The 19,415-nt window shown below is 50.5% G+C and carries 25 protein-coding genes; 4 read left to right on the top strand and 21 right to left on the bottom strand.

Features of this window, described 5'->3' with window-relative positions; genetic code table 11:
• Positions 1–156: 156 nt before the first annotated feature.
• From FYJ78_RS03220 to FYJ78_RS03165, 13 genes are all read right to left on the bottom strand, one after another.
• Entirely contained in the window at positions 157–963 is an 807-nt protein-coding gene (locus FYJ78_RS03220; protein WP_154619982.1) for a phosphoadenosine phosphosulfate reductase family protein, read from the bottom strand.
• Between the two features lie 368 nt (positions 964–1,331).
• Positions 1,332–1,706 (bottom strand): hypothetical protein, encoded by a 375-nt coding sequence (locus FYJ78_RS03215; protein WP_154619981.1) that lies wholly within the window; start codon positions 1,704–1,706, stop codon positions 1,332–1,334.
• A 12-nt stretch (positions 1,707–1,718) separates the two neighbouring features.
• On the bottom strand, positions 1,719–1,844 hold the full coding sequence (locus FYJ78_RS13065; protein WP_268878416.1) for a hypothetical protein: 126 nt from the start codon (positions 1,842–1,844) through the stop codon (positions 1,719–1,721).
• Entirely contained in the window at positions 1,841–2,155 is a 315-nt protein-coding gene (locus tag FYJ78_RS03210; protein ID WP_154619980.1) for a nucleoside triphosphate pyrophosphohydrolase family protein, read from the bottom strand. The genes FYJ78_RS13065 and FYJ78_RS03210 overlap by 4 nt, the downstream gene beginning before the upstream one ends.
• Positions 2,156–2,257: 102 nt before the next feature.
• Positions 2,258–3,856: a DEAD/DEAH box helicase gene (locus FYJ78_RS03205; RefSeq protein ID WP_154619979.1), complete on the bottom strand. Its 1,599-nt coding sequence runs from the start codon at positions 3,854–3,856 to the stop codon at positions 2,258–2,260.
• A gap of 3 nt (positions 3,857–3,859) precedes the next feature.
• Complete coding sequence (locus FYJ78_RS03200) at positions 3,860–4,333, bottom strand: hypothetical protein (RefSeq protein ID WP_154619978.1); 474 nt, start codon at positions 4,331–4,333, stop codon at positions 3,860–3,862.
• Between the two features lie 21 nt (positions 4,334–4,354).
• A complete protein-coding gene (locus FYJ78_RS03195) occupies positions 4,355–5,455 on the bottom strand; it encodes an ATP-binding protein (protein ID WP_154619977.1) in 1,101 nt (366 codons plus the stop codon).
• Positions 5,452–5,622: a hypothetical protein gene (locus FYJ78_RS03190; RefSeq protein ID WP_154619976.1), complete on the bottom strand. Its 171-nt coding sequence runs from the start codon at positions 5,620–5,622 to the stop codon at positions 5,452–5,454. The genes FYJ78_RS03195 and FYJ78_RS03190 overlap by 4 nt, the downstream gene beginning before the upstream one ends.
• A gap of 10 nt (positions 5,623–5,632) precedes the next feature.
• Positions 5,633–6,148 carry a siphovirus Gp157 family protein gene (locus tag FYJ78_RS03185; RefSeq protein ID WP_154619975.1) on the bottom strand — a complete coding sequence of 172 codons (516 nt, stop codon included), beginning with the start codon at positions 6,146–6,148 and terminating at the stop codon, positions 5,633–5,635.
• Between the two features lie 420 nt (positions 6,149–6,568).
• On the bottom strand, positions 6,569–6,796 hold the full coding sequence (locus FYJ78_RS03180) for a hypothetical protein (protein ID WP_154619974.1): 228 nt from the start codon (positions 6,794–6,796) through the stop codon (positions 6,569–6,571).
• The gene (locus FYJ78_RS03175; protein ID WP_154619973.1) at positions 6,793–7,017 is read right to left on the bottom strand and encodes a hypothetical protein; all 225 of its coding nucleotides are present in this window, start codon (positions 7,015–7,017) and stop codon (positions 6,793–6,795) included. Before FYJ78_RS03175 ends, FYJ78_RS03180 begins: the two co-directional genes overlap by 4 nt.
• Complete coding sequence (locus FYJ78_RS03170; protein WP_154619972.1) at positions 7,014–7,217, bottom strand: hypothetical protein; 204 nt, start codon at positions 7,215–7,217, stop codon at positions 7,014–7,016. Before FYJ78_RS03170 ends, FYJ78_RS03175 begins: the two co-directional genes overlap by 4 nt.
• Positions 7,218–7,252: 35 nt before the next feature.
• On the bottom strand, positions 7,253–7,447 hold the full coding sequence (locus FYJ78_RS03165; protein WP_154619971.1) for a helix-turn-helix domain-containing protein: 195 nt from the start codon (positions 7,445–7,447) through the stop codon (positions 7,253–7,255).
• A 158-nt stretch (positions 7,448–7,605) separates the two neighbouring features.
• Here FYJ78_RS03165 and FYJ78_RS03160 point away from each other — a divergent pair, with 158 nt between their 5' ends.
• Genes FYJ78_RS03160 through FYJ78_RS03145 form a run of 4 tightly spaced genes read left to right on the top strand, consistent with a single transcriptional unit; the run spans position 7,606 to position 9,496 of the window.
• The gene (locus tag FYJ78_RS03160) at positions 7,606–8,022 is read left to right on the top strand and encodes a helix-turn-helix domain-containing protein (RefSeq protein WP_154619970.1); all 417 of its coding nucleotides are present in this window, start codon (positions 7,606–7,608) and stop codon (positions 8,020–8,022) included.
• 3 nt (positions 8,023–8,025) lie between these two features.
• Entirely contained in the window at positions 8,026–8,241 is a 216-nt protein-coding gene (locus FYJ78_RS03155) for a hypothetical protein (protein ID WP_154619969.1), read from the top strand.
• 19 nt (positions 8,242–8,260) lie between these two features.
• Positions 8,261–8,419: a hypothetical protein gene (locus FYJ78_RS03150; RefSeq protein ID WP_154619968.1), complete on the top strand. Its 159-nt coding sequence runs from the start codon at positions 8,261–8,263 to the stop codon at positions 8,417–8,419.
• 60 nt (positions 8,420–8,479) lie between these two features.
• Positions 8,480–9,496 carry a tyrosine-type recombinase/integrase gene (locus FYJ78_RS03145; protein WP_195847841.1) on the top strand — a complete coding sequence of 339 codons (1,017 nt, stop codon included), beginning with the start codon at positions 8,480–8,482 and terminating at the stop codon, positions 9,494–9,496.
• 135 nt (positions 9,497–9,631) lie between these two features.
• On the opposite strand, the gene FYJ78_RS03140 is transcribed toward FYJ78_RS03145, so the two are convergent.
• The 8 genes from FYJ78_RS03140 to FYJ78_RS03105 all read right to left on the bottom strand — a co-directional run bounded on the left by FYJ78_RS03140 (position 9,632) and on the right by FYJ78_RS03105 (position 19,383).
• Positions 9,632–9,802 carry a hypothetical protein gene (locus FYJ78_RS03140; RefSeq protein WP_154619966.1) on the bottom strand — a complete coding sequence of 57 codons (171 nt, stop codon included), beginning with the start codon at positions 9,800–9,802 and terminating at the stop codon, positions 9,632–9,634.
• Complete coding sequence (locus tag FYJ78_RS03135; RefSeq protein ID WP_195847840.1) at positions 9,799–10,674, bottom strand: ChbG/HpnK family deacetylase; 876 nt, start codon at positions 10,672–10,674, stop codon at positions 9,799–9,801. The genes FYJ78_RS03140 and FYJ78_RS03135 overlap by 4 nt, the downstream gene beginning before the upstream one ends.
• Positions 10,637–11,635 carry a glycosyltransferase family 2 protein gene (locus FYJ78_RS03130; protein ID WP_154619964.1) on the bottom strand — a complete coding sequence of 333 codons (999 nt, stop codon included), beginning with the start codon at positions 11,633–11,635 and terminating at the stop codon, positions 10,637–10,639. The genes FYJ78_RS03135 and FYJ78_RS03130 overlap by 38 nt, the downstream gene beginning before the upstream one ends.
• Before the next feature lie 23 nt (positions 11,636–11,658).
• A complete protein-coding gene (locus FYJ78_RS03125) occupies positions 11,659–13,101 on the bottom strand; it encodes an ArnT family glycosyltransferase (protein WP_235899803.1) in 1,443 nt (480 codons plus the stop codon).
• A 262-nt stretch (positions 13,102–13,363) separates the two neighbouring features.
• Positions 13,364–13,735 (bottom strand): P-II family nitrogen regulator, encoded by a 372-nt coding sequence (locus FYJ78_RS03120; RefSeq protein WP_154619963.1) that lies wholly within the window; start codon positions 13,733–13,735, stop codon positions 13,364–13,366.
• Positions 13,732–15,123: an allophanate hydrolase gene (locus FYJ78_RS03115; protein WP_154619962.1), complete on the bottom strand. Its 1,392-nt coding sequence runs from the start codon at positions 15,121–15,123 to the stop codon at positions 13,732–13,734. Before FYJ78_RS03115 ends, FYJ78_RS03120 begins: the two co-directional genes overlap by 4 nt.
• On the bottom strand, positions 15,120–18,710 hold the full coding sequence (uca, locus tag FYJ78_RS03110; RefSeq protein ID WP_154619961.1) for an urea carboxylase: 3,591 nt from the start codon (positions 18,708–18,710) through the stop codon (positions 15,120–15,122). The genes FYJ78_RS03115 and uca overlap by 4 nt, the downstream gene beginning before the upstream one ends.
• Positions 18,711–18,735: 25 nt before the next feature.
• Entirely contained in the window at positions 18,736–19,383 is a 648-nt protein-coding gene (locus FYJ78_RS03105) for an urea amidolyase associated protein UAAP2 (RefSeq protein WP_154619960.1), read from the bottom strand.
• Between the last annotated feature and the right edge of the window lie 32 nt (positions 19,384–19,415).

Raw genomic sequence — 19,415 nt, 5'->3', positions numbered from 1 at the left:
ATTAGCTTTTTTGATATAAGCGGGACACTTGTTGCACTCACTACACTTTGCTATTTCCTCGCATAAGTGCTTTCTATACTTCATCAATTCGCCAGATAATATTATTCTGTCCGAATACTCATAACTCATTGCTATTCTCCTCTTCCCACTTATCCATCATGTATCGCTCTCTTTCAGCCTAAGCCCGAACAGGCTTATCTCATCCGAGTTGTCCTCCTTCTTCTTTCGGTTGATCCACCAATCGAATACATCTTCGCCGGTTTCCCATGCGTCGCAGGGCAAGCCGTCGGCTTTCCGCTTATCAATCATCCGCTGGAAAGTCTTTTTATATAGCTCAACGTACTTCGGCCACCGCTTCATATCGGCTACTTTCTGAGCTTTCGATGTATACGGACATAGGATGCACCCAATTCGCTTGTGTCCTTCATCGTACAGCTTGCAGTATGGGACATGATACGTGCGGATATACTCCCAAACGTCCGATTCGCTCCATTCGATGATCGGATGGATGAACCTTTTCCCACTGTGTCCTGTACACGTCTCCGTTAGCTTTCTTTTTGCTCGCTTTGCGCTCTCTTGGTGCCGGACGCCTGTCACGACGAACCGGCCTTCCCCGCCGTGCTCTTTGAAGTATTGGCAGCAATATCTCACTAGCCGAGTTGGTGGCATGCGCTTTTTGGGGATCAGCTCCCACATCGACATTTCCGGACGTAACCGATTCGCCCACGCCTCTGGATAGTTCTCACGGATAAAGTACACAAGTTCCGGCGGGTCCACCGTCGTTACCGAATAATGTACGTCATACTTGACGCCCGCGCGCTTACACAGATCAAGCACGACGCAGCTATCTTTTCCACCGCTGAAAGCTACATAGTAGCCCTCTGGCGGCTCGTGCAGTTTGAGCCGATTGATTGCAACCTTTACTTTGTCAATCTCTCCGTAAAGAGTCATTTCTTTGAGCATGTAAAATCAATCCCGCCTTCCATCTCGTACTTCTTTTTTTTCACCGCCAAGCTTCTCAATCTGCCACCCGGCACAACTCATTGACTCTGCATCGGATATATGCCCCTGTGTCCTCCGACACCGCATTCCATCCCGATCATACTTTAGGCATGTATCACAGCATCGTATCAGATCGGCCATCATCGGCCGGCACAAGCGGCAAAGTCTCAGCTTCATCCTGCCGACGCGGTATCTTTTGGCTCCATCGGCGGAGCACACATCGCAGTATGCCATTCCTTATCCTTCCTTCATTGGAATAATGATATTCCTTCATTAAGCTGAAAATTCAGCATATTTTCTTTTGCAAGCTGGTAAAAATGTCCGCCTGCCTAGAAAAGCGAAATTTCTACACCAGCAATCTGTAAGCGCTGGCCCTCCTGCTCGAAACGCTTGTACCGCACTTTGAAAAACCTCCCGGCCGGAATCATCAAGCCGCTTGAAACCTCTGGCGGGACGTACTCGCCGGACGTATTCTCGCCGAGATCACGCAAGTCGCTCAAAGCGGCAATGATATGGTTCCGGATGAGGTTGAGGTTACAGCCATCCGGCCATGCCGGGTCGCTACATCCATGCTCGAAAATGTCTCGCCAGCGCTCCAGCTCCCGCCGTGCGTATTCGCGTCTTGCCGCCACTGCATCCTTATCGCCGAGTGGCTTGAGCTGGAGGTACTTCTGTACGATCATGTCCAGTTTTTTCTTTTCCATTGCCGCGCATCTTCAGCACTCTTCCAGCAGTACGAGGTGGATGCCGCCCTTGCTCTTGAGCTTCGGATTTGCCAGTGTACCAATACCTATCGGGATCCCGTTGACAAAAGCGGCGTAAAGCCGGAGCTTTTCGCTCATCTGAATCGCTTCCCGCCGTCACGCTTTGCATTGGAATCATTGACCTCCTGATACATCCTTTCCCGGTCATCCGCTTTAAAGCCCAGCTTTTCAAGTGTGGATATGCACGCGGTAATGGTATCGACAAGCTCCCGGCCTAAGTGCAGATAAGAGTCATTATCACGATTCAGATTATACAGACGGAAAGCTTCGACCACTTCTTTGACTTCTTCTTTAATTTTCATGACGTAATCAATGACATCCCAATCTGCATACAGCGGGCCATTACAAGGCCGCGGAAGGATGGATTCTTTTTTATCTTTATGTGTCATTTTTATTCCCCTTTACATATGTCCGGCGTAGTCAGCCCCCAAAAATATCAGCATCGCGAGAATCAGCCATAAGATTTCTTTCAGCTTTTTAATATTCATTACTTATCCTTCCTTCTTTTCCGGCTGATAGCTCGCCGGATCAATGTCTCGCGGCGTGCGCCATCCATTAAATGCGATGCGATTGATGAGCTTTTTTGCTGATTCAAATTGCCACATCCCCACATGCTGGAATCCTCGAGACTCCAAGAATCGAATCTGCTTTGGCGTCGAAAGCCCCTCATACGCGCGCTTGTGGAGACGCCCCAGAATCTGCGATGCTTTGCCCGCGCTCTGAATCTCATCCGGGAATATGCCGTATTTTTCAAGGTCTTTCTTCTGCTTATCCGATGGCGGCTCAAGCTCCCAGCCGAAAGACGGCACATAGCTGCTCAAATCTTCGGCCTGAATGGACATCTCAAATTGTAGCGGGTCTACCAATTTACGCTTTCGCTTCTTCATGAGTGCCAGCTTTTCGGCCAGTGCTTCTTCGCGCTCGCGAATGACATCTTCACTTGCTTTCTTTTCGACTTCTTCCAGGTCGAGCGGCACGACAGCATCTTCGATCCGGCGCGTCATCGCGGCGGCAAGCTCATCGCCCTTTGCCAAGAGATGCGCCGGGCGGCAAAGCTCATGGCGCCCAGTCAGCCACAAAAAGTCGAGCAATAGCAGCTCTTTTTTGCCCGGAAATAGTCGCGTACCGCGCCCCACCATCTGACTATACAAACCGCGTGATTTTGTCGGTCTGAGAATGACAATGCAATCCACTGACGGGCAATCCCATCCCTCTGTCAGCAACATCGAATTGCAAAGCACATCATATTTCCCACTGTCAAAATCAGCGAGTATCTGAGCGCGATCTTTACTCTCGCCATTGACCTCAGCCGCCCGGAATCCATGCGACTGTAAAAGCTCTGTGAATTTCTTCGATGTGGATACGAGCGGCAGAAATATGACGGTCTTTCGCCCTTTACAATATCCCTTCATCTCAGCCGCGATCTGCTCTAGATACGGGTCTAGGGCCGTGTCGATGTCGCTTGCCTTGAAATCGCCCGCTGATATCGTGACCTTGCTGATGTCCAGCTTGAGCGGGATTGTCTGAGCCTTGATCGGCGTCAGATAGCCGTCACGGATGGCAGACGGCAGGCTGTATTCATATGCGATGCTGTCGAAAAACTCTCCCAGGTCTTTCATATCTGAGCGGTCAGGCGTCGCCGTCACGCCCAGCACTTGCGCCTTGTCGAAGTATTGCAGGATATTCTGATAGCTCGTCGAAATCGCGTGATGTGCTTCGTCGATGATTATTGTCTGGAAGTAGTCGCGTGGGAATTTGTCAAGACGATTCTGCCGCATGAGTGTCTGTACACTGCCGACCGTCACCATGTACCAGCTATCAAGACAGCTGCTCCCAGCTTTTTCTAAGCTTGACGCAAGTCCTGTGGCCTTTTGCAGCTTATCAGCGGCCTGCTCTAAAAGCTCGCCGCGATGTGCCAGTATCAGCACATGACGCCCAGCCATGACGGCATCCTTTGTAATCGCTGAAAATACGATAGTCTTTCCCGTGCCGGTAGGAAGAACGAGCAGGGTTTTCGCCCTGCCATCTTTCCATTCTTCTTCTACGCGGCGACGGGCTTTTTCCTGATACGGTCTAAGCTCTATCGCCATTTCTTATCCCTTCTTTATGTAGTGAGAAACGTTATTATAGGTTTTGTCGTTGTATTTGCGATTCGTGATTTTCGCGCGGCCAGCCATGCCGACAAGGTTATCGCTCCACCAAGCCATCTTTACTTTACTGCCCTCTGTGGCCAGACCTACGGACTGGAAAAATCCGCTCATTTTCTTTGTATTTATGGGGTTGGGGTTGATGAAAAATGAATCATTGATGACGACATCGCCTTTGTCAGTCTTGATGCCGATCTGAATTTTTGCGACAGGGCATGGCGGGATAGTGTGGCCATCTTTTGCAGTACCGCCGTCATAATGTGACCGCTGAAAAGATCGGACCACATACCCATATTCTCCCGGCGGTAAGATGACAAATTCGTCCGGATCGTCGAAATCGAATTCTGAATCCCATCCAAAATCATTGGCTGGTGCTGCCGTCTGCTGTGACTCTGCATTGAAATTGAAATCATTGCTCATTGGTATTCTTCCTTTCTTTCTTTAAAATGGTACGACAAGTGAATCCTCAAGATGGATTCCCTTATCGGACATAAAGCTTTTTACCTTTGGCCACTGTCCAAGAATGACCTGATCAATGAATGCTTTGGGCATTTTATTGACCGGTACATATCCGGGCATACAATTGGATTCTTTTGCGAATCTGGAAAGCTCATCCAGCGTATACCCTTCTTGGTCGATAATTTTGAGTACACGCTCATCCACACCATCGCGTGATTGCTTTGTATCGTCTTTCTGATCGTCCTGATTCGTCGCCTGAGCGGATTTTTCTTCGGTATCAGTGGTTTCCTCGCGTTTCTGCTTTTGCGGCTCTTGTGGCGCGTCTGATGGCGTTACAGACGCATTGTCAGGGATGTATTTTTCAATCTGCTGATAGTCAAATGGCATTTCGTCCGGCAGACCGTATCTATTTTTCGCGTCCCATGTCGGTGCATGTGATGCGTACATAACGCGCCGTCCGCCCTGGACTTTATTCTTGCCATTGACCTTAGTGACAATCTCTTTGTAATTCGCAAAAAGCACCATGTCCGCCCATTCTTTGACGAGCGCGACAGTCTGATTACCAGCTTTGCCACCTAATTTAAGCTCGTAGCGGTCAAATGCGCCCGTTTCATTAGGCAGCTCGAATTTGCGGATCAAGCAATGTGCTGTGATGACGATATTCACGCCGCGCTGATTTATTTCAGTCAGCGTGTCGAGTACTTTGCCGAATTCCTCTTTGACGTAGACGTAGCCTTTGCCATAGCTGAAATCCTCTATCCCGTCCTTTGCATACTTCTTACAGACGTAGGACTCGCAAAGCCGCTCCATCCAATCTGCCGTGTCGATGACGAGCGTCTTTATGGTAGGTGGATCATTCGCGGCGTCATGCTTGACGGCTTCGACTTCTGCAAGAAGCATCTCCCATGACGTCGGCTTCTCGAATCGTGCGACGTCCATCAAATCGGTGCTTCCCTCTGTGTCAATAAAAATTGGCGAAGGGAATTGAGCGGCGAATGTGCTCTTGCCAATACCTTCCGGGCCGTAGATGACGACACGGGCAGGCTTACTCTTGAGCGGGCCGCGCGAAATCTTGATACTCATTCCTCATCATCCTCGCTTTCATCGTCATTGCACATGTCGCGGATGGTCTTGATCATTGACGCTTCGATGTCGTGCAAGCACATGATAGCGTCAAAAGGATCCATGCCGGACTCTTTCAGCAGAGTGATAATTTTGATGCTTACGAGCGTATCCGTATTGATTTTCATAGTCATCACCTCATTTGATGCGCAAGGAAATGCCGCTTTCCAGATGGCAGTACGGCACGTCCTCGCCCTTCTTCAATGCGTCCTTGATGGCGGCCTTATCAAGCTCGTAATGTTCAGGAATGACATCAAGATATTCATCCGGGATAGTACCCTTATATGGAATCCCCTCTGGTACGGTCACTTTGAGCGCGGGCGGATTATTCTGGATGCTCATGCGCCCGATCGTCGTATCGATGCGGCTCTTGCCGAATGCCTGCAAGCCGTCGATATAAATCTGCTTGATGCGGCTGATCTTATTGTCGAGCGTGCGGGCATTCGCCGTCAGCCGCTTCGATTCGGCTTTCATTGCGTCGCGGCGTGCTTCGAGCTCACGGATGAGCCCGATGCCATTCTTGCATTTATCAGTCATGTCGCACTCAATGGATTTGAGCCCTTCTTCGAGCGCGTCTAAATCCATCGTGTCATCCAGTGCCAATTCAAGGATTTCCTCGAATGCCTGAGACAGCTCGAATATAGATTTACTCATTTATTTTCCTGCCTTTCTGTGATAAAATTGATTTAGGTCTTGTGGGCTGTACACCTTGTACAGCTCATTTTTTTTGCATTCTTTTCCACCGCCGCTCCTTGTATCGCTCGCGGGCGATGCGGATGCTCCTAATCCAGTGCTCGTAGCAGTAGGATTTGTCGCGATATGTGTCCTTACCACAAATGATGCACCGCTTTTCTTGACGCGCCCGCTGATACCGTGCTTTCTTCTCAGCGCGGATGCTCTCGCGTCGCTCCGGATCAGCGCGGCGATTTGCCGACTGCTGTCTTTTCTTCTCAGCGCATTCATGGCAAAGAGCCTTTCCCGGATCAGCGTCGCGCTGGTGACAGCATGTACAGATACCGTGTGCTCTGTACCACTTATATTGTTCCCGGTAGTAATCCGGGCTCATACCTACAGTCACCCCCTTTCAATGCGTTCTGCCAGCTCGTCGAGCGTGATGCCCGCAAAGTCGGCTAGTAGCTTTGGATTGATGTAGTAAGTGTACCGCTTGCTAGGCGGCGCGATTTTGATCGCCACGCCGATAGGCTCACCATTAGCCTTGAGCAAGCCGCGCTGTAATCCGATTCGCACGAATTGATCAGACTTTCCGATGACGCGGGCGGCGTCAGCCGGCGAAATTTTCATTTATATTCCCCCCAATCGTCCGAGAAAAAGATGCTACACACATCTTCCAGCGCCAATGGGATATATCGCATCATCTTGTGGATTTGCGATATGGTGAAATCCCCATCTTTCATACGGGTGGAAAATGTCGCTTTATCCATTCCAATGGCCTTGCGTACGTCTTCCTCCGTCAAGCTGTTATATGTCATACAGCTCCGGAGCAAATGGATATTGATACTCATTCTTCCACCTTCTTCATTTGGTGTTTATTGGCATAAGCGATGAGATCAGCTTCGGCATCGATTTCCCTATCATGCCAAGGCAAGGCCCGGACGCTATGCCAACTTTTTTTTGGTTTTCGATAAAATACGGAAAATGACGTCCCGCCCAGACCGGGCCGGACAGTGTACTGCCACCTTCGAGCATCTTCATAAATCATCATTTCTCCCCCCCTTTTTGACTAGAATTTAATTCTAGTCAAATACCAAAATAAATATAGTCTATCGGCATTTGATAGACATCAGAAATTATCCGCTGATAGCAGGGAAGAACCCTGCTGGGGTTCTTCTCCCACCGTATCAGCCGATCCTTACCGATACCAAGCTTCTTTGCCGCTTCCAGCAAAGTCAGCCCGGCATTTACACGAGCGGCTTTTAAGCTGATTTGAATCATATATTTCACCTCCTGATGCTTGCTTGTCTTTTATCGACAATGTTATTGTACTAGAATTTAATTCTAGTGTCAAGCATTTATTTCTAGTTTTTTAGAATTTTTGTTGCAAATACTAGAATTATATTCTATAATATGATTGTAGGAAAGAGGTGCGCAAGATGGTAATATCTGAAAAAACACTAAAAGCGAGGAAGCTTTTCAGCCGCCGGCTGCGTGAGCTTTTGGAATCACGGGATATGAATCAAAATGATCTCGCGAAAGTGCTGCATGTATCCGAAAGCACTGTCGGAAAATGGACTTTGGGGAAATCTATGCCGCGCACAATGGGCGGCATCCAGCAAATAGCAGATTTTTTCAATGTGGGCAAAAGCTATTTACTGGAAGAAGGGACCGCACTTGATGATTCGAATCAAGTCAGACCATACTATTTTGATCCGGAAGTCGCGGCCATCGCCAATGAGCTGAAAGAGAATCCAGATATGCGCATCCTTTTCGACGCATCGCGCAAGCTGTCAAAGCAGGACATGAAGACCGTAATCAATATGATCAAGGCCATCACGGATAAAGAGGAATAGCTTATGATAGTCACAAGATTTATGGATTTACCATGCTCCATTAAAGCATTCTCGCGTAGTAATGCGGACGGAAGCTATACCGTCATCATCAATGCATGCTTATGCCGTGAGCAGCAGGAAGAAAGCTATCGGCATGAAGTCGAGCACATTTTGAATCAGGATTTTACTGCGCCGGACAGCGCAGATCATATAGAGTCGTACCGCCATAAAATGGATTGAAGGGGAGTGATAAAATGAAATGGATTTTATCGATACTAGCCAGTATGATTTTTTTCACCGGCACAGGCTATGCCGAATCATTAAAGTATTTGAAGGTACGACGGATGGATATATCTATGATCTGGTCAGCGGTCAAGTGATTCATGCTTTGATCGACAGCTCTGCCGCTTTTAATTGAATAAAAAACCGCCCATGCGGCATTATGGGCGGTTTTTGTGTACATGGAGGTATATTTACTATGCGTCTACCCAATTCATACGGATCAATATATAAGCTGAGTGGGAACCGTCGCCGCCCATTCGCGGCAGTCATCACGCAAGGCTGGAAGGATGACGGCAAGCCCATCCGAAAATATCTGGGATATTACACGACGCGCAAGGATGCACTTGCCGCATTGGCCAACTACAATGCAAAGCCGTACAAAATCGATGGCCACGGCGTCACACTCGCCGCACTATACGCCCGCTGGACGGCGTACAGACAAGAGCGCGATAAATCTGTCCCGCGGAATTACAAAGCCGCTTACAAGCGTATGGAGCCGCTCTACAGCGTACCTTTTGTTGACATCACGACATTGCAATGGCAAGACTTGATAGACAGCTGCCCAAAAGCCCCATCGGCAAAACTCGTAAAAGTATTAGCAAATCTATTGTACAAATACGCCGCCCTGCTCGACATCACATCAGACAATCGCGTGACGCAAGTCGAGACACCCGCCGTTGCTAAAAGTACGAAGCACAAGCCATTTAGCCATGATGAAATCCTTGAGCTATGGGCTCACGCCGATGACTTCGCCGCCCGCTATGCGCTGATCATGTGCTATAGCGGTATGCGCCCGACGGAGGTCATCAAGATCAAGAATCAGAACGTACACCTAGACGATCACTACATGGTGGGCGGTATCAAGACGGCAGCAGGAAAGAATCGTCAGATTCCCATCGCGGATAAGATCATGCCATTCATTCGGCAGATGTACAGCCCTGAACGCGAATATCTGCTTGTCGATGATCTAGGATTCCACCCGCCCACACTGTCATTCTTGCGTAATCACTACTGGGATATATCTGACATCCCTGCGATCAAAAATCATCTGCCGCATGACGGGCGGCATACGTGCGAGACGGCACTTGACAATGCCTGTGTGTCGAAGCGGACCATCCAGCTTATCATTGGACATGCCGGCCGCGATATTGATGAGCGTGTCTACACACACAAGACAACACAGCAGCTAATAGATGCGATAAACCTTATTTAAATGTGTATGCAGTATGTATGTAGTTTGTATGCAGTGAGCAAAAAATAGAACGCTTTTGCAAGGTCTATAAAGACCGAAGACCCTTGTCATTCCTAGAAAGTATAGAAACGACAAGGGTCTTTTATGCCTAAAAACTTAACTGAGATTGAACGCCAGATTAACATCCACAGACAACAGCGACAGGCATGACGCAAATAAGCTGGTGTCCAGCGTATTGATCCCTCCGACCAGCAGAAAGAGAAGATATTCCCTGCTCCAGAACACCCGTCTCATCCTGCCTATCCCATAAGCGTTTCCCTTGCTCACAGCCCGCTTCCTCCAGCCCTAAAACTCCCCAAGCCAATCTCCTTCCCCCGCAAAAATTCAGCAATACGGGAAGACAGACAGCATCGGTATTCTCCCTCAAAATCATGCTCCCATCGATGCGCATAACAGTCAGAGAGTACCGTATTGTCCAGTCCGGGATGGATCATAATCTCCGTCAGTCCATCGGGCAGATTCTCAAGCTGCCGCATCAGAAACGCCTCGTCTACTGCTCCGCCAGCAATCAGGCCGATAAAATGATCGGGAAAATAAAACCCATACTGTACGGCCTTTCGCCTCATTCTGCAGCACAAAAGCCACAGTCCGAAGCGCGCCATCCGGTCGCCAGCAGAGCCGTCGGCCAGACATTCACGGATTCCACCGGCCGCTTGCGGAATCCTCACCGAGCGAATTCTGTACGACTGAGCCAGCTTCAGTACGATGGGAAAGATCCCCGGCAGAATATGAACATGCTGGTGACTGTCCACATGCGTCACCCGAAGCTTTTCCTGCATGATCCGCTGGAACTGTGCCGACAGTTCCAACCGCACCTCCTCCAAGTGAATCCGGCCGGACAAATAAGCACGGACAAACTCCCGATGGGAAGGATAAAACCGGCCGTCCGCCCCAATCAGACTTGGAACGTCCTCCCGAGGCAACAACGGCTTTCCGTCAACCAGTGTAAGATGTATCCCGATCTCCAGATTCGGCAGGGAGCGAGCCAGCTCCACCGCTTCCTCAAACGCCGGTTCACCGGCCATCAGACTGGCGGAGCGCAGGATCCCGCCCCGGACTGCCCGTGCGACTGCTTGATTGATCGCCGGATGCCGGCCAAAATCATCCGCATTGAGAAGGATGCTTTTTTTCTTCATCATGACACCTCTCCCCGTTCCATTCCTCCTGACAGCCATCAATCTGCTGAATCAAATAGATCGGACGACCCTTGACCTGTCGGAACACACGGCCAAGATATTCGCCCAAAATCCCCAGCACCAACAGCTGTGTTCCGCCAAAAAAAGAAAGGCAGACCATGATTGTCGTCCAACCGGGAACCACATCGCCCATCCAAGATTCAAAGAACACATGTCCGAGAAGCAGAAAACTTATAAGCAGACTGATCAGTCCGGCATAGAAGGAAAGACGCAGCGGCAGGATCGAATTGCCCAAAATGCCATCGAAAGCAAACCGGATCATCTTTCGCAGGGAAAATTTCGACTTTCCGGCAAACCGCTCCGGTGCCACAAACGGAACCTGTACCTGACGAAACCCCATAGCGCCGACCAGACCGCGTATAAACCGGTCCTGCTCCCGGTATTGCCGGAATGCCAGCACGGCCTGACGATCCATCAAACGAAAGTCCGAACCACCGGGCTGAACAGGAACCGCCGAAATCAAATTGAGCAGCCTGTAATACCAGCGAGAAGTAAGCCTTTTGAACCACGATACACCTTCCGTAGTCTGACGGATCGTCTGCACAATATCATATCCCTGTTCCCAGAAGGACAAAAGCTTGGGCAGGAGAGAAGGCGGATGCTGCATATCCCCGTCCATCGTAACGACAGCATCCCCATCCGCATGATCCAGCCCGCAGGTCAACGCTGCCTGATGTCCATAATTTCGGGAAAGGAAGCAGGCCCGTACATGTGGATTTCCACGCAGAAGCCCGCACAAAATGCTGCGGCTGCTGTCGGTAGAACCGTCATCGACAAACAGAATGTAATACGACCATCCGGTTCCATTCATCGCTTCTTCGACCGCCTTGGTAAAATGAAGCAGATTCGCTTCTTCATTATATACAGGAACGACAACGGTCACCGTTCCATCATGCTGTCTCAATCGCGTTTCCTCCCCTGTTTCCCTTATTGGCGTTCAAAAATCAGCCAGTCGCCGACCTGACCGATCTGCCGCCATATCCCCGGCACCTGTGACACATCCTCACCATGTTTTGGGAAAGTCAGCAAAAACACCGGGCGGTCGTCCGGTATTTCCTCCATGGCCTGAAACGGCATAACATTCCTACTCGTCCAGGTCATGCCATGCGGTTTCTCTCTGGCAATATCTTCCGCTTTTTCCAAACGTCGGACATCCAATCCCGAATAATAAACCAGTGAAGCAGGATAAGGAACCTGATAAGAAAGGATCTGTGCCTGACGCCCAGCAGGAACAACCTGCTGCAGGTACATGGCCAGCTCCCTGCCCGAATTCTGATTCATGATGGCAGGCGCCACCATCGTATCAAGCAGGAGATATGCCGCAGCCATAGCCGCTGCTGCCGTCCGGAAGAATCGGACATTCTGTCCAAAATACCGGGCCGTCAATATCGCCAAAGGCATCATATACGGCATGGTATACGTAACATATTTCGTGGCAAAGCATTGGAAACAAAGGAATACCGTTACCGCCCAGATCGCCAGAAACCGGTCGGCCGGCGATGATGGGAGCGATATCCGCCGATGAACGATACGCCGGACTGCCGCCGGCAGTCCCAGCAGCGACCACGGAAAAAAACCGGCCAAAAACACAAGCAGATAAAAATACCAGACATCATCCCGCGGATGCTCAGGTACAGTGGCCCGCAAAGCATTATGAACACCCAAAAAAGTATCAACAAAATCCATGCCATGCATCCGATACATCGGATAATACCAGACCGCACACAATGCGGCAAACAGCAGGAACCCCAGCAAAATATGCCAGCTCAGCAAAGATCTCAGACTGCGCTGCACCAGCAAAAACAGCAAAATGATCAGTCCCGGCAGGCACAGCCCGATCGGGCCTTTGGTCAAAACGGCAAGAGCAGCGGCAGCAAACGCCAGATAATAATACACGGGTCTGTTCCTGCTCCATCCGAGGTAAAACGCAATCAGCGTACCGGATACCGCCACAAACAAAGTCATATCCGTAATCACCGCATGACCGATATACCAGTATTCCAGCGAAGTGCCAAGAATCAACGCGGCAGCCAGCCCCTGCCGTCGACCGGCCAGACAGGCTCCAAATCCATACGTCAAAAAAAGTCCGATGGTGCTGAACACAGCAGGGAAAAAACGAGCCGCAAAATCCGTAAACCCAAACCACTGAAATGCCGCGATCAATTCGAGGTAAAACAAGATGGGTTTATCATACCAGTAATTGCCGTAAATAACCGGGGAAAAATAATTACCGGTCAGGGTCATCTCTTTCGCCGTCTCCACATAATTGGATTCTACCGGGTCGGTGATGGGAAGAAGTTGATTGCCGATAAAGAACACGACCAGACTATAGATCAGCAGGATCCCTATATTGTTGCGATTCTGATTCATAAATTCTCCTCTGTCTCTCGTTATTAGGATTGGATTTCGTATACTGCTTTCGATTCTCCTCCACTTTCATGCCAAGTACCTTGCACAGTTATGTTTTATTATAGCATCATCATGCTCCAGATCAAAACAGGATTTTACGGACAGAGGTTGCGTATGATAAAAACAGCAGCCTGTGTTTCTACAGACTGCTGTTTCCCGGCAGATCCGGTATCGAAAAAGAGGAGGTTCTCCGATACCGGCGATACTACCTTTATTCTCGCGATTATTCGATTTTTACTCGTCCCAGTGCAGCTTTTCCTTCTTCTCCGGTTCGAATCCGTATCATATTATCGACTGAGGAAATGAAAATTTTCCCATCGCCAATATGGCCAGTATACAATTCCACCTTGATCCATTCAATCAGCGCATCCAGCTCGCCGCGTTCACAAATCAGCATCACCAAGCTCTGCGGCAGCAGTTGAATCTCCTGATTTTCCTCCGCCGCGTATTCAAAGCTTCCTTTCTGAATGCCGCATCCCAGCGCTTGAAAGACAGTCACTCCGCTGATGCCTTTTTCGTTTAGTTTTTTCAACAAACGCGTCAGTTTTTTCATATCCATAATAATTTCAACGCGTACCAATTCGGTCTCACTCATGATTTATTCCCCCCTATATGTTTTCCTTCAGCCGCGGGTTCCGCCTTCAGGAAGGCTTTCGCTGCGGCACAAAGCAGATGTTCCTCGTGATGCAGGGAAAAAAATGTGATGCCGAAAGGATCCTTCCGATCCACAGAATCCTGCGGTACAGCAACCGCCGCTAAATCCAACAGATTGCAATGATTGGTATAAAGGCCCATCTTGCTGTTTGTCCTCACAGGATCCTTCCTGACCTGCTCCCGCGTATAAGTTCCTCCGGCCGTAGGCAGAACCAGAACCGCATGTTCCATCATGACCGCGCTCTGATGGCGATAGGTCTGCAATTCATGCCAATCGGCAAACAACCGGGCAGCCGTATACTCTGCCCTGCCGCCCGATTCCAGAATCTTCCGTGTCACAGGAAAAACTTCGTTCGGATGGTTCTGCACAAAATCGCCTAGATCAGCCCAGCGCTCCGCGACAAAAGCACCTTCATACAGCAGTCTGGCCGCACGCTGAAACAACGTGATATCCACATAGAGAACCGCTGCGCCAAGATGGTTCAGCCGTGACACTGCCTCATTCCATTTTTTCCGGAACTCTTCCGCAAAATCCCCGAAAAACTCCGGCTCGTCCTGCGGGAGCAAAATAACCCGCGGCATAGCGTCTGGAAGATGCGAAATATTCCGTGACCAGCAACAATCTTTATCGAATCCGCGTGCGATGCGGTCGATCAGACGTGCTTCGTCGAGAGAATGAGTAAACACAGTCACACAGTCCAAACCGGCACAGGCCGGCACGACGCCTTTGGTCGACCATGCCCCCAGCGGAGGCTTATAGCCAATCAAGTTATTAAGCATGGCCGGCACTCGTCCGGATCCTGCCGTATCCGTTCCAAGGGCAAAAGCAGCCAGTCCGGAAGCGACACTAACTGCGGAACCGGAACTGGAGCCGCCGCTGATCCGTTCCGGCACATAGGCATTTTCTACCTCGCCATAAGGGCTGCGGGTGCCGACCAGCCCCGTTGCGAATTGATCGAGATTGGTCTTTCCGACAGGAATGGCGCCTGCCGCAATCAGCTTCTTTACAACCGTTGCGCTGTCATCCGGCATATAGGCATAAGCCGGACAGGCTGCTGTCGTCGGAATGCCGGCCAAATCGATATTGTCCTTAATGGCGAACGGGATGCCCCACAAAGGATATCTCCCTGCATCCCGAACCGGCAGATGATCCAAATAAGCCTGAATCCATGTCATAGACGGCGGTGTAATCCATATATGTTTTTTCTCCAAGCGCCCGGCCCGCCGGCAGATTTCGCGAAGGACTTCCTCCGGCGTAACAATGCCGGAGGCATACGCCTGCTGCAGCCAGGAAATCGTCAGCTGCTCTGGTATCCTGTTTTCCGTCATACTGCTTCCTCCGTCCGGATACCAGCCAAAACCTGCCCGGCATCCACTTGTTCTCCGGTATGGATAAAGACATCCTCAATCACGCCGTCCTGCTCTGCAGTCACCGGAATTTCCATTTTCATGCTTTCCAGAACAGCCAAAGTGTCTCCCGATGAAATATGCTGGCCTTTTTTTGCCAGAATCTTCCAGACACTGCCGGGAACCGTTGCATAAATTCCTTCGCAGTCTTCCGGCAGATCAATATCCCTGACAGGATGTTCCGGCTCTTCTGACACAAAGGTATCCAGACCCAGCTCGTGCCAGCGATTTTTTTCCGCTTCAAACGCCGCTTCCTGCTTTGCCTTGAACGCAGCGCTGCTCTCCCGGATTGAAGCCAGATATTTTTTATACTCCCCAAGATGGAACGTCGTTTCTTCCACCTGAAGCGGGAATTTCCCCCGCAAAAAATCATTGCGGTAGCGAAGAATCTCCTCCGCAGAGCACGGATAAAATTTCAGCTGGTCAAAGAAATTGAGCAGCCAAGGCTTTCCCTCCGGAAAATATTCCGTCGTCTGCAGCGGGTTCCACATCTGTATCGTCCGTCCGACGAATTGATAACCGCCAGGCCCCTCCATTCCATACACACAGAGGTATGCGCCGCCGATTCCCACCGCATTCTCCGGCGTCCACGGACGGGCCGGATTATATTTCGTCGTGACCAGTCTGTGACGCGGATCCAGCGGAGCTGCCACCGGCGCGCCAAGATATACATCTCCAAGTCCCAATACAAGATAATCAGCATGGAACAAGATGTCCTGAACCTCCTTAAGACTGTCCAGTCCATTGATCCGGCGGATAAACTCAGGGTTGCTCGGGCACCATGGTGCATCGGGACGCGTCGTTTCCTGATACCGCTTCGCAGCCAGCTGAGTCTGCGGATCATCCCAGGAAAGCGGAAGATGAATGACACGCGAAGGCACCGTGATATCATCAATATCGCCTAACTCTTCATTTACCTTGAGGACAATACTGGCCATTTTTCTGGCATCTGTACGCGACAGATCAAAATGAATCTGCAGCGACCGGATGCCCGGCGTCATATCAATAATCGGCAGATCCATCTTTTCGAGCTTCTGCATGAGAATATGAGCGCGGAACCGATATTCAATATTCAGTTCCATCGCGCCAAATTCCATCAACAGATTTTCTTCTCCGTCGAGCCGCAGGCAATAATCCATATCATCGGCACGCCCCCGGGACAAGATCGCATAATCCGCTGCGATCGGCAGACTTTCCGGCAGCATAGCTTTGGTATAATCAAAGGACAGATTTTTCTCCATCGCCATGCGTATCTCCTTTGCCTGTTCCAAGGTCAGCAGGCGAAACCGCACTGTATCTCCCGGATGAAGCTGTCCCATCTTCCATAATTCGCCCTTAGCCAGCGTAACCGGGCAGATGAAGCCGCCCAGACTCGGACCATCCGGGCCGAGCAGAATGGACTGATCTCCCGTAAGATCCAGCGTTCCTATGGCATAGGCGTTATCGTGAATATTCGAAGGATGCAGCCCGGCTTCGCCGCCGTCCTCACGCGTCCATTGCGGTACAGGGCCGTTAAGGCGCACCCCGGTACGGGCGCTGTTGAAATTCACCGTATATTCTGCTTCCGTCAGTGTTTTCAAATACTCCGGCGCAAGATATTCCTTCGTCGGCTGCGGTCCCGGCAATACCCCAAAAGTCCATTCATGCGTGATGGACGGCGCATACTCCAGCGGAAAAGAGACACACGAATCGGTGAAGCAATCGGCTCTCAGCTCAAGAGTATCCCCGGTCCGAAGCGCACGTCCGTTATGACCGCCAAACTTCCCGTCTGTAAAAGTGGAACGACTGCCCATGATTTTCGGCACCTGTATTCCACCGGCAACCAGCAGATACGTCCTCATGCCACAGACCGCATTGCCTAGCCTGAGCACCTGACCGGGTAATGCGTTGACGACACGATACAGCGCCACCGGCTCGCCGTCCAGAGAAGCCTTCATATCTGCACCAGTCAGGCAAAAACTTGTTCTGGTGCGGAAGCGATAACTCCCGCCGCGCATAGTCATTTCAATACCGGCAGCCCCTTCTTCATTGCCAAGCAAACGATTCCCCAAACGGAAACTGTACGAATCCATTGCGCCGCAGGGAGGAACCCCAATGGTCCAGTAGCCGACCATTCCCGGATAATCCTGTATCGTGGACTGGACGCCGCCATCCAGCACCTCCAGCGTATGCTCTTCCGGCTGGAACCCATCCAGCATTTTGGTAAACAACCGCCCTTCCTGATAATCGGGACGGTGCAGAATGGCGCTCAGATACTGAAGATTCGTCGTAACACCATAAATTTTTGTCTCATCAAGGGTCTTATCCATCTTTTGAATCGCATCGGCACGATCCATTCCATGAACAATCAATTTGGCCAGCATCGGATCATAAAGCGAAGTCACGACAACATTCCTGCGAATCCAAGTCTCAATCCGCGCCGACGAAGAAAAACAGCAGTCGTCCACGCGTCCGGTTCCCGGACGGAATTGATTTCGGGCATCCTCTGCATAGACGCGAACTTCGATGGCATGGCCTTTCGGGGAGCCGATCAGCGAACGAATATCACGCAGCTCTCCGGCGGCTTCCCTGACCATCCACTCCACCAGATCTATCCCCATGACCTCTTCCGTGATACCATGCTCCACCTGCAGGCGCGTATTCACTTCCAAAAAATAAAAGCGTTCCTCTGCCTCATCATACAAGAACTCTACCGTACCGGCATTGCGATACCCGGCCGCATGAGCCAAACGTTCGGCTGCTTCATACATAGACTTGCGGACAGCCTGCGGCAGATTAGGCGCAGGAGACTCCTCCACCACTTTTTGGTTGCGCCGCTGCACCGAACAGTCCCGCTCTCCGACCGCTATAGCTTCTCCATAAGCATTGCCGAAAATCTGAACCTCAACATGGCGGGCGCGCTCCACATATTTTTCGAGAAATACGCCATCATCTTTAAAATTGCTTTTTGCCAAATAACAGACCTTATCATACGAGTTTTGCAGATCGGTTTCGTTCTGGCAAATGCTTATGCCAATTCCGCCGCCGCCCGCCGTGCTTTTAAGCATAACCGGATATCCGATCTCTGCGGCAGCCCGTACCGCTTCCTCCCGGCCGCTCAGAAGATCCGTCCCCGGAAGTAGCGGCACTCCGGCTTTCCGTGCCAGCGAGCGGGCGGAATGTTTCAGACCGAACAGACGGATCTGTTCCGGCGTCGGTCCGATAAAGACAATCCCATTCTTCTCACAGGCAGCGGAAAAATCTGTATTTTCGCTGAGGAATCCATAACCAGGATGAACAGCCTGTGCTTCCGTTTCCTTCGCCGCACGAATGATCTTATCGATATCCAGATACGTCTCCCGAACCGTCCCATCGCCGAGACAAACCGCTTCATCAGCACGAATGACATGCAGACTGTCCTGATCTGCCTGTGCATAAACAGCCACACTGGCAATCCCCATTTTTTTCAGGGTCCGCTCAATACGAACTGCAATTGCTCCGCGGTTCGCAATCAGCACCTTGGTAAACATAAGCCATTCCTCCTTTCCTTCCGGATCAGTTCCAGATCAAGAGCCGTATCGGCGTTGGATTATAAGCATTGCAGGGATTATTAAGCTGCGGACAGTTGCTGATCAGCACCATGACATCGCGCAGCGCTTTCATTTCCACATATTTGCCGGGAGCCGATACACCGTCATCGAACTTCAGACCGCCCTCCGGCGTGACCGGAACGTTCATGAAGAAATTGATATTCGGCGCCAGATCGCGCTTGCGGATATCCATCCCGCCGTCCGCCAGCTGCAGCATAAAACTGTCGCGGCAATTATGCATATAGCGTTTCTCGCGGGCATAACGAACAGTATTGCTCTGCGAAGAACATGCGCCGCCCAGCGTATCATGACGTCCGGTCTTATCTGCGGTAATCTCCAGCAGCGGCCGTCCCGACTCTGCGCGCAAAACAGACCCGGTCGTCAGATAAATGTTCTTCTGTGCGACAATGGTTGCAATTGCACCGTAATGATCTGAAGGATCCTCCGCATCATAAAAGGTCGTATCAACGGCCTGATTTCCCTCAAGATCCACAATCCGGAAGGTCTGACCGGCCTTCACTTTATGCAGCCAGCCCAGCCCGGCCTCAAGCACTTCATTATAAACGGCATCGGCCTCTTTCAAACTGCTTTCTTTTTCAATAAATCCATACATGATGAATGCCTCCTTATTCTGCTTATCCTGTG

The sequence above is a fragment of the Wylensekiella montiformis genome, assembly GCF_009697385.1.
Taxonomy (GTDB): domain Bacteria; phylum Bacillota; class Negativicutes; order Selenomonadales; family Selenomonadaceae; genus Selenomonas_A; species Selenomonas_A montiformis.
The sequence above is the reverse complement of the archived record's forward strand: the minus strand, read 5'-3'. Positions and strand labels throughout refer to the sequence as shown.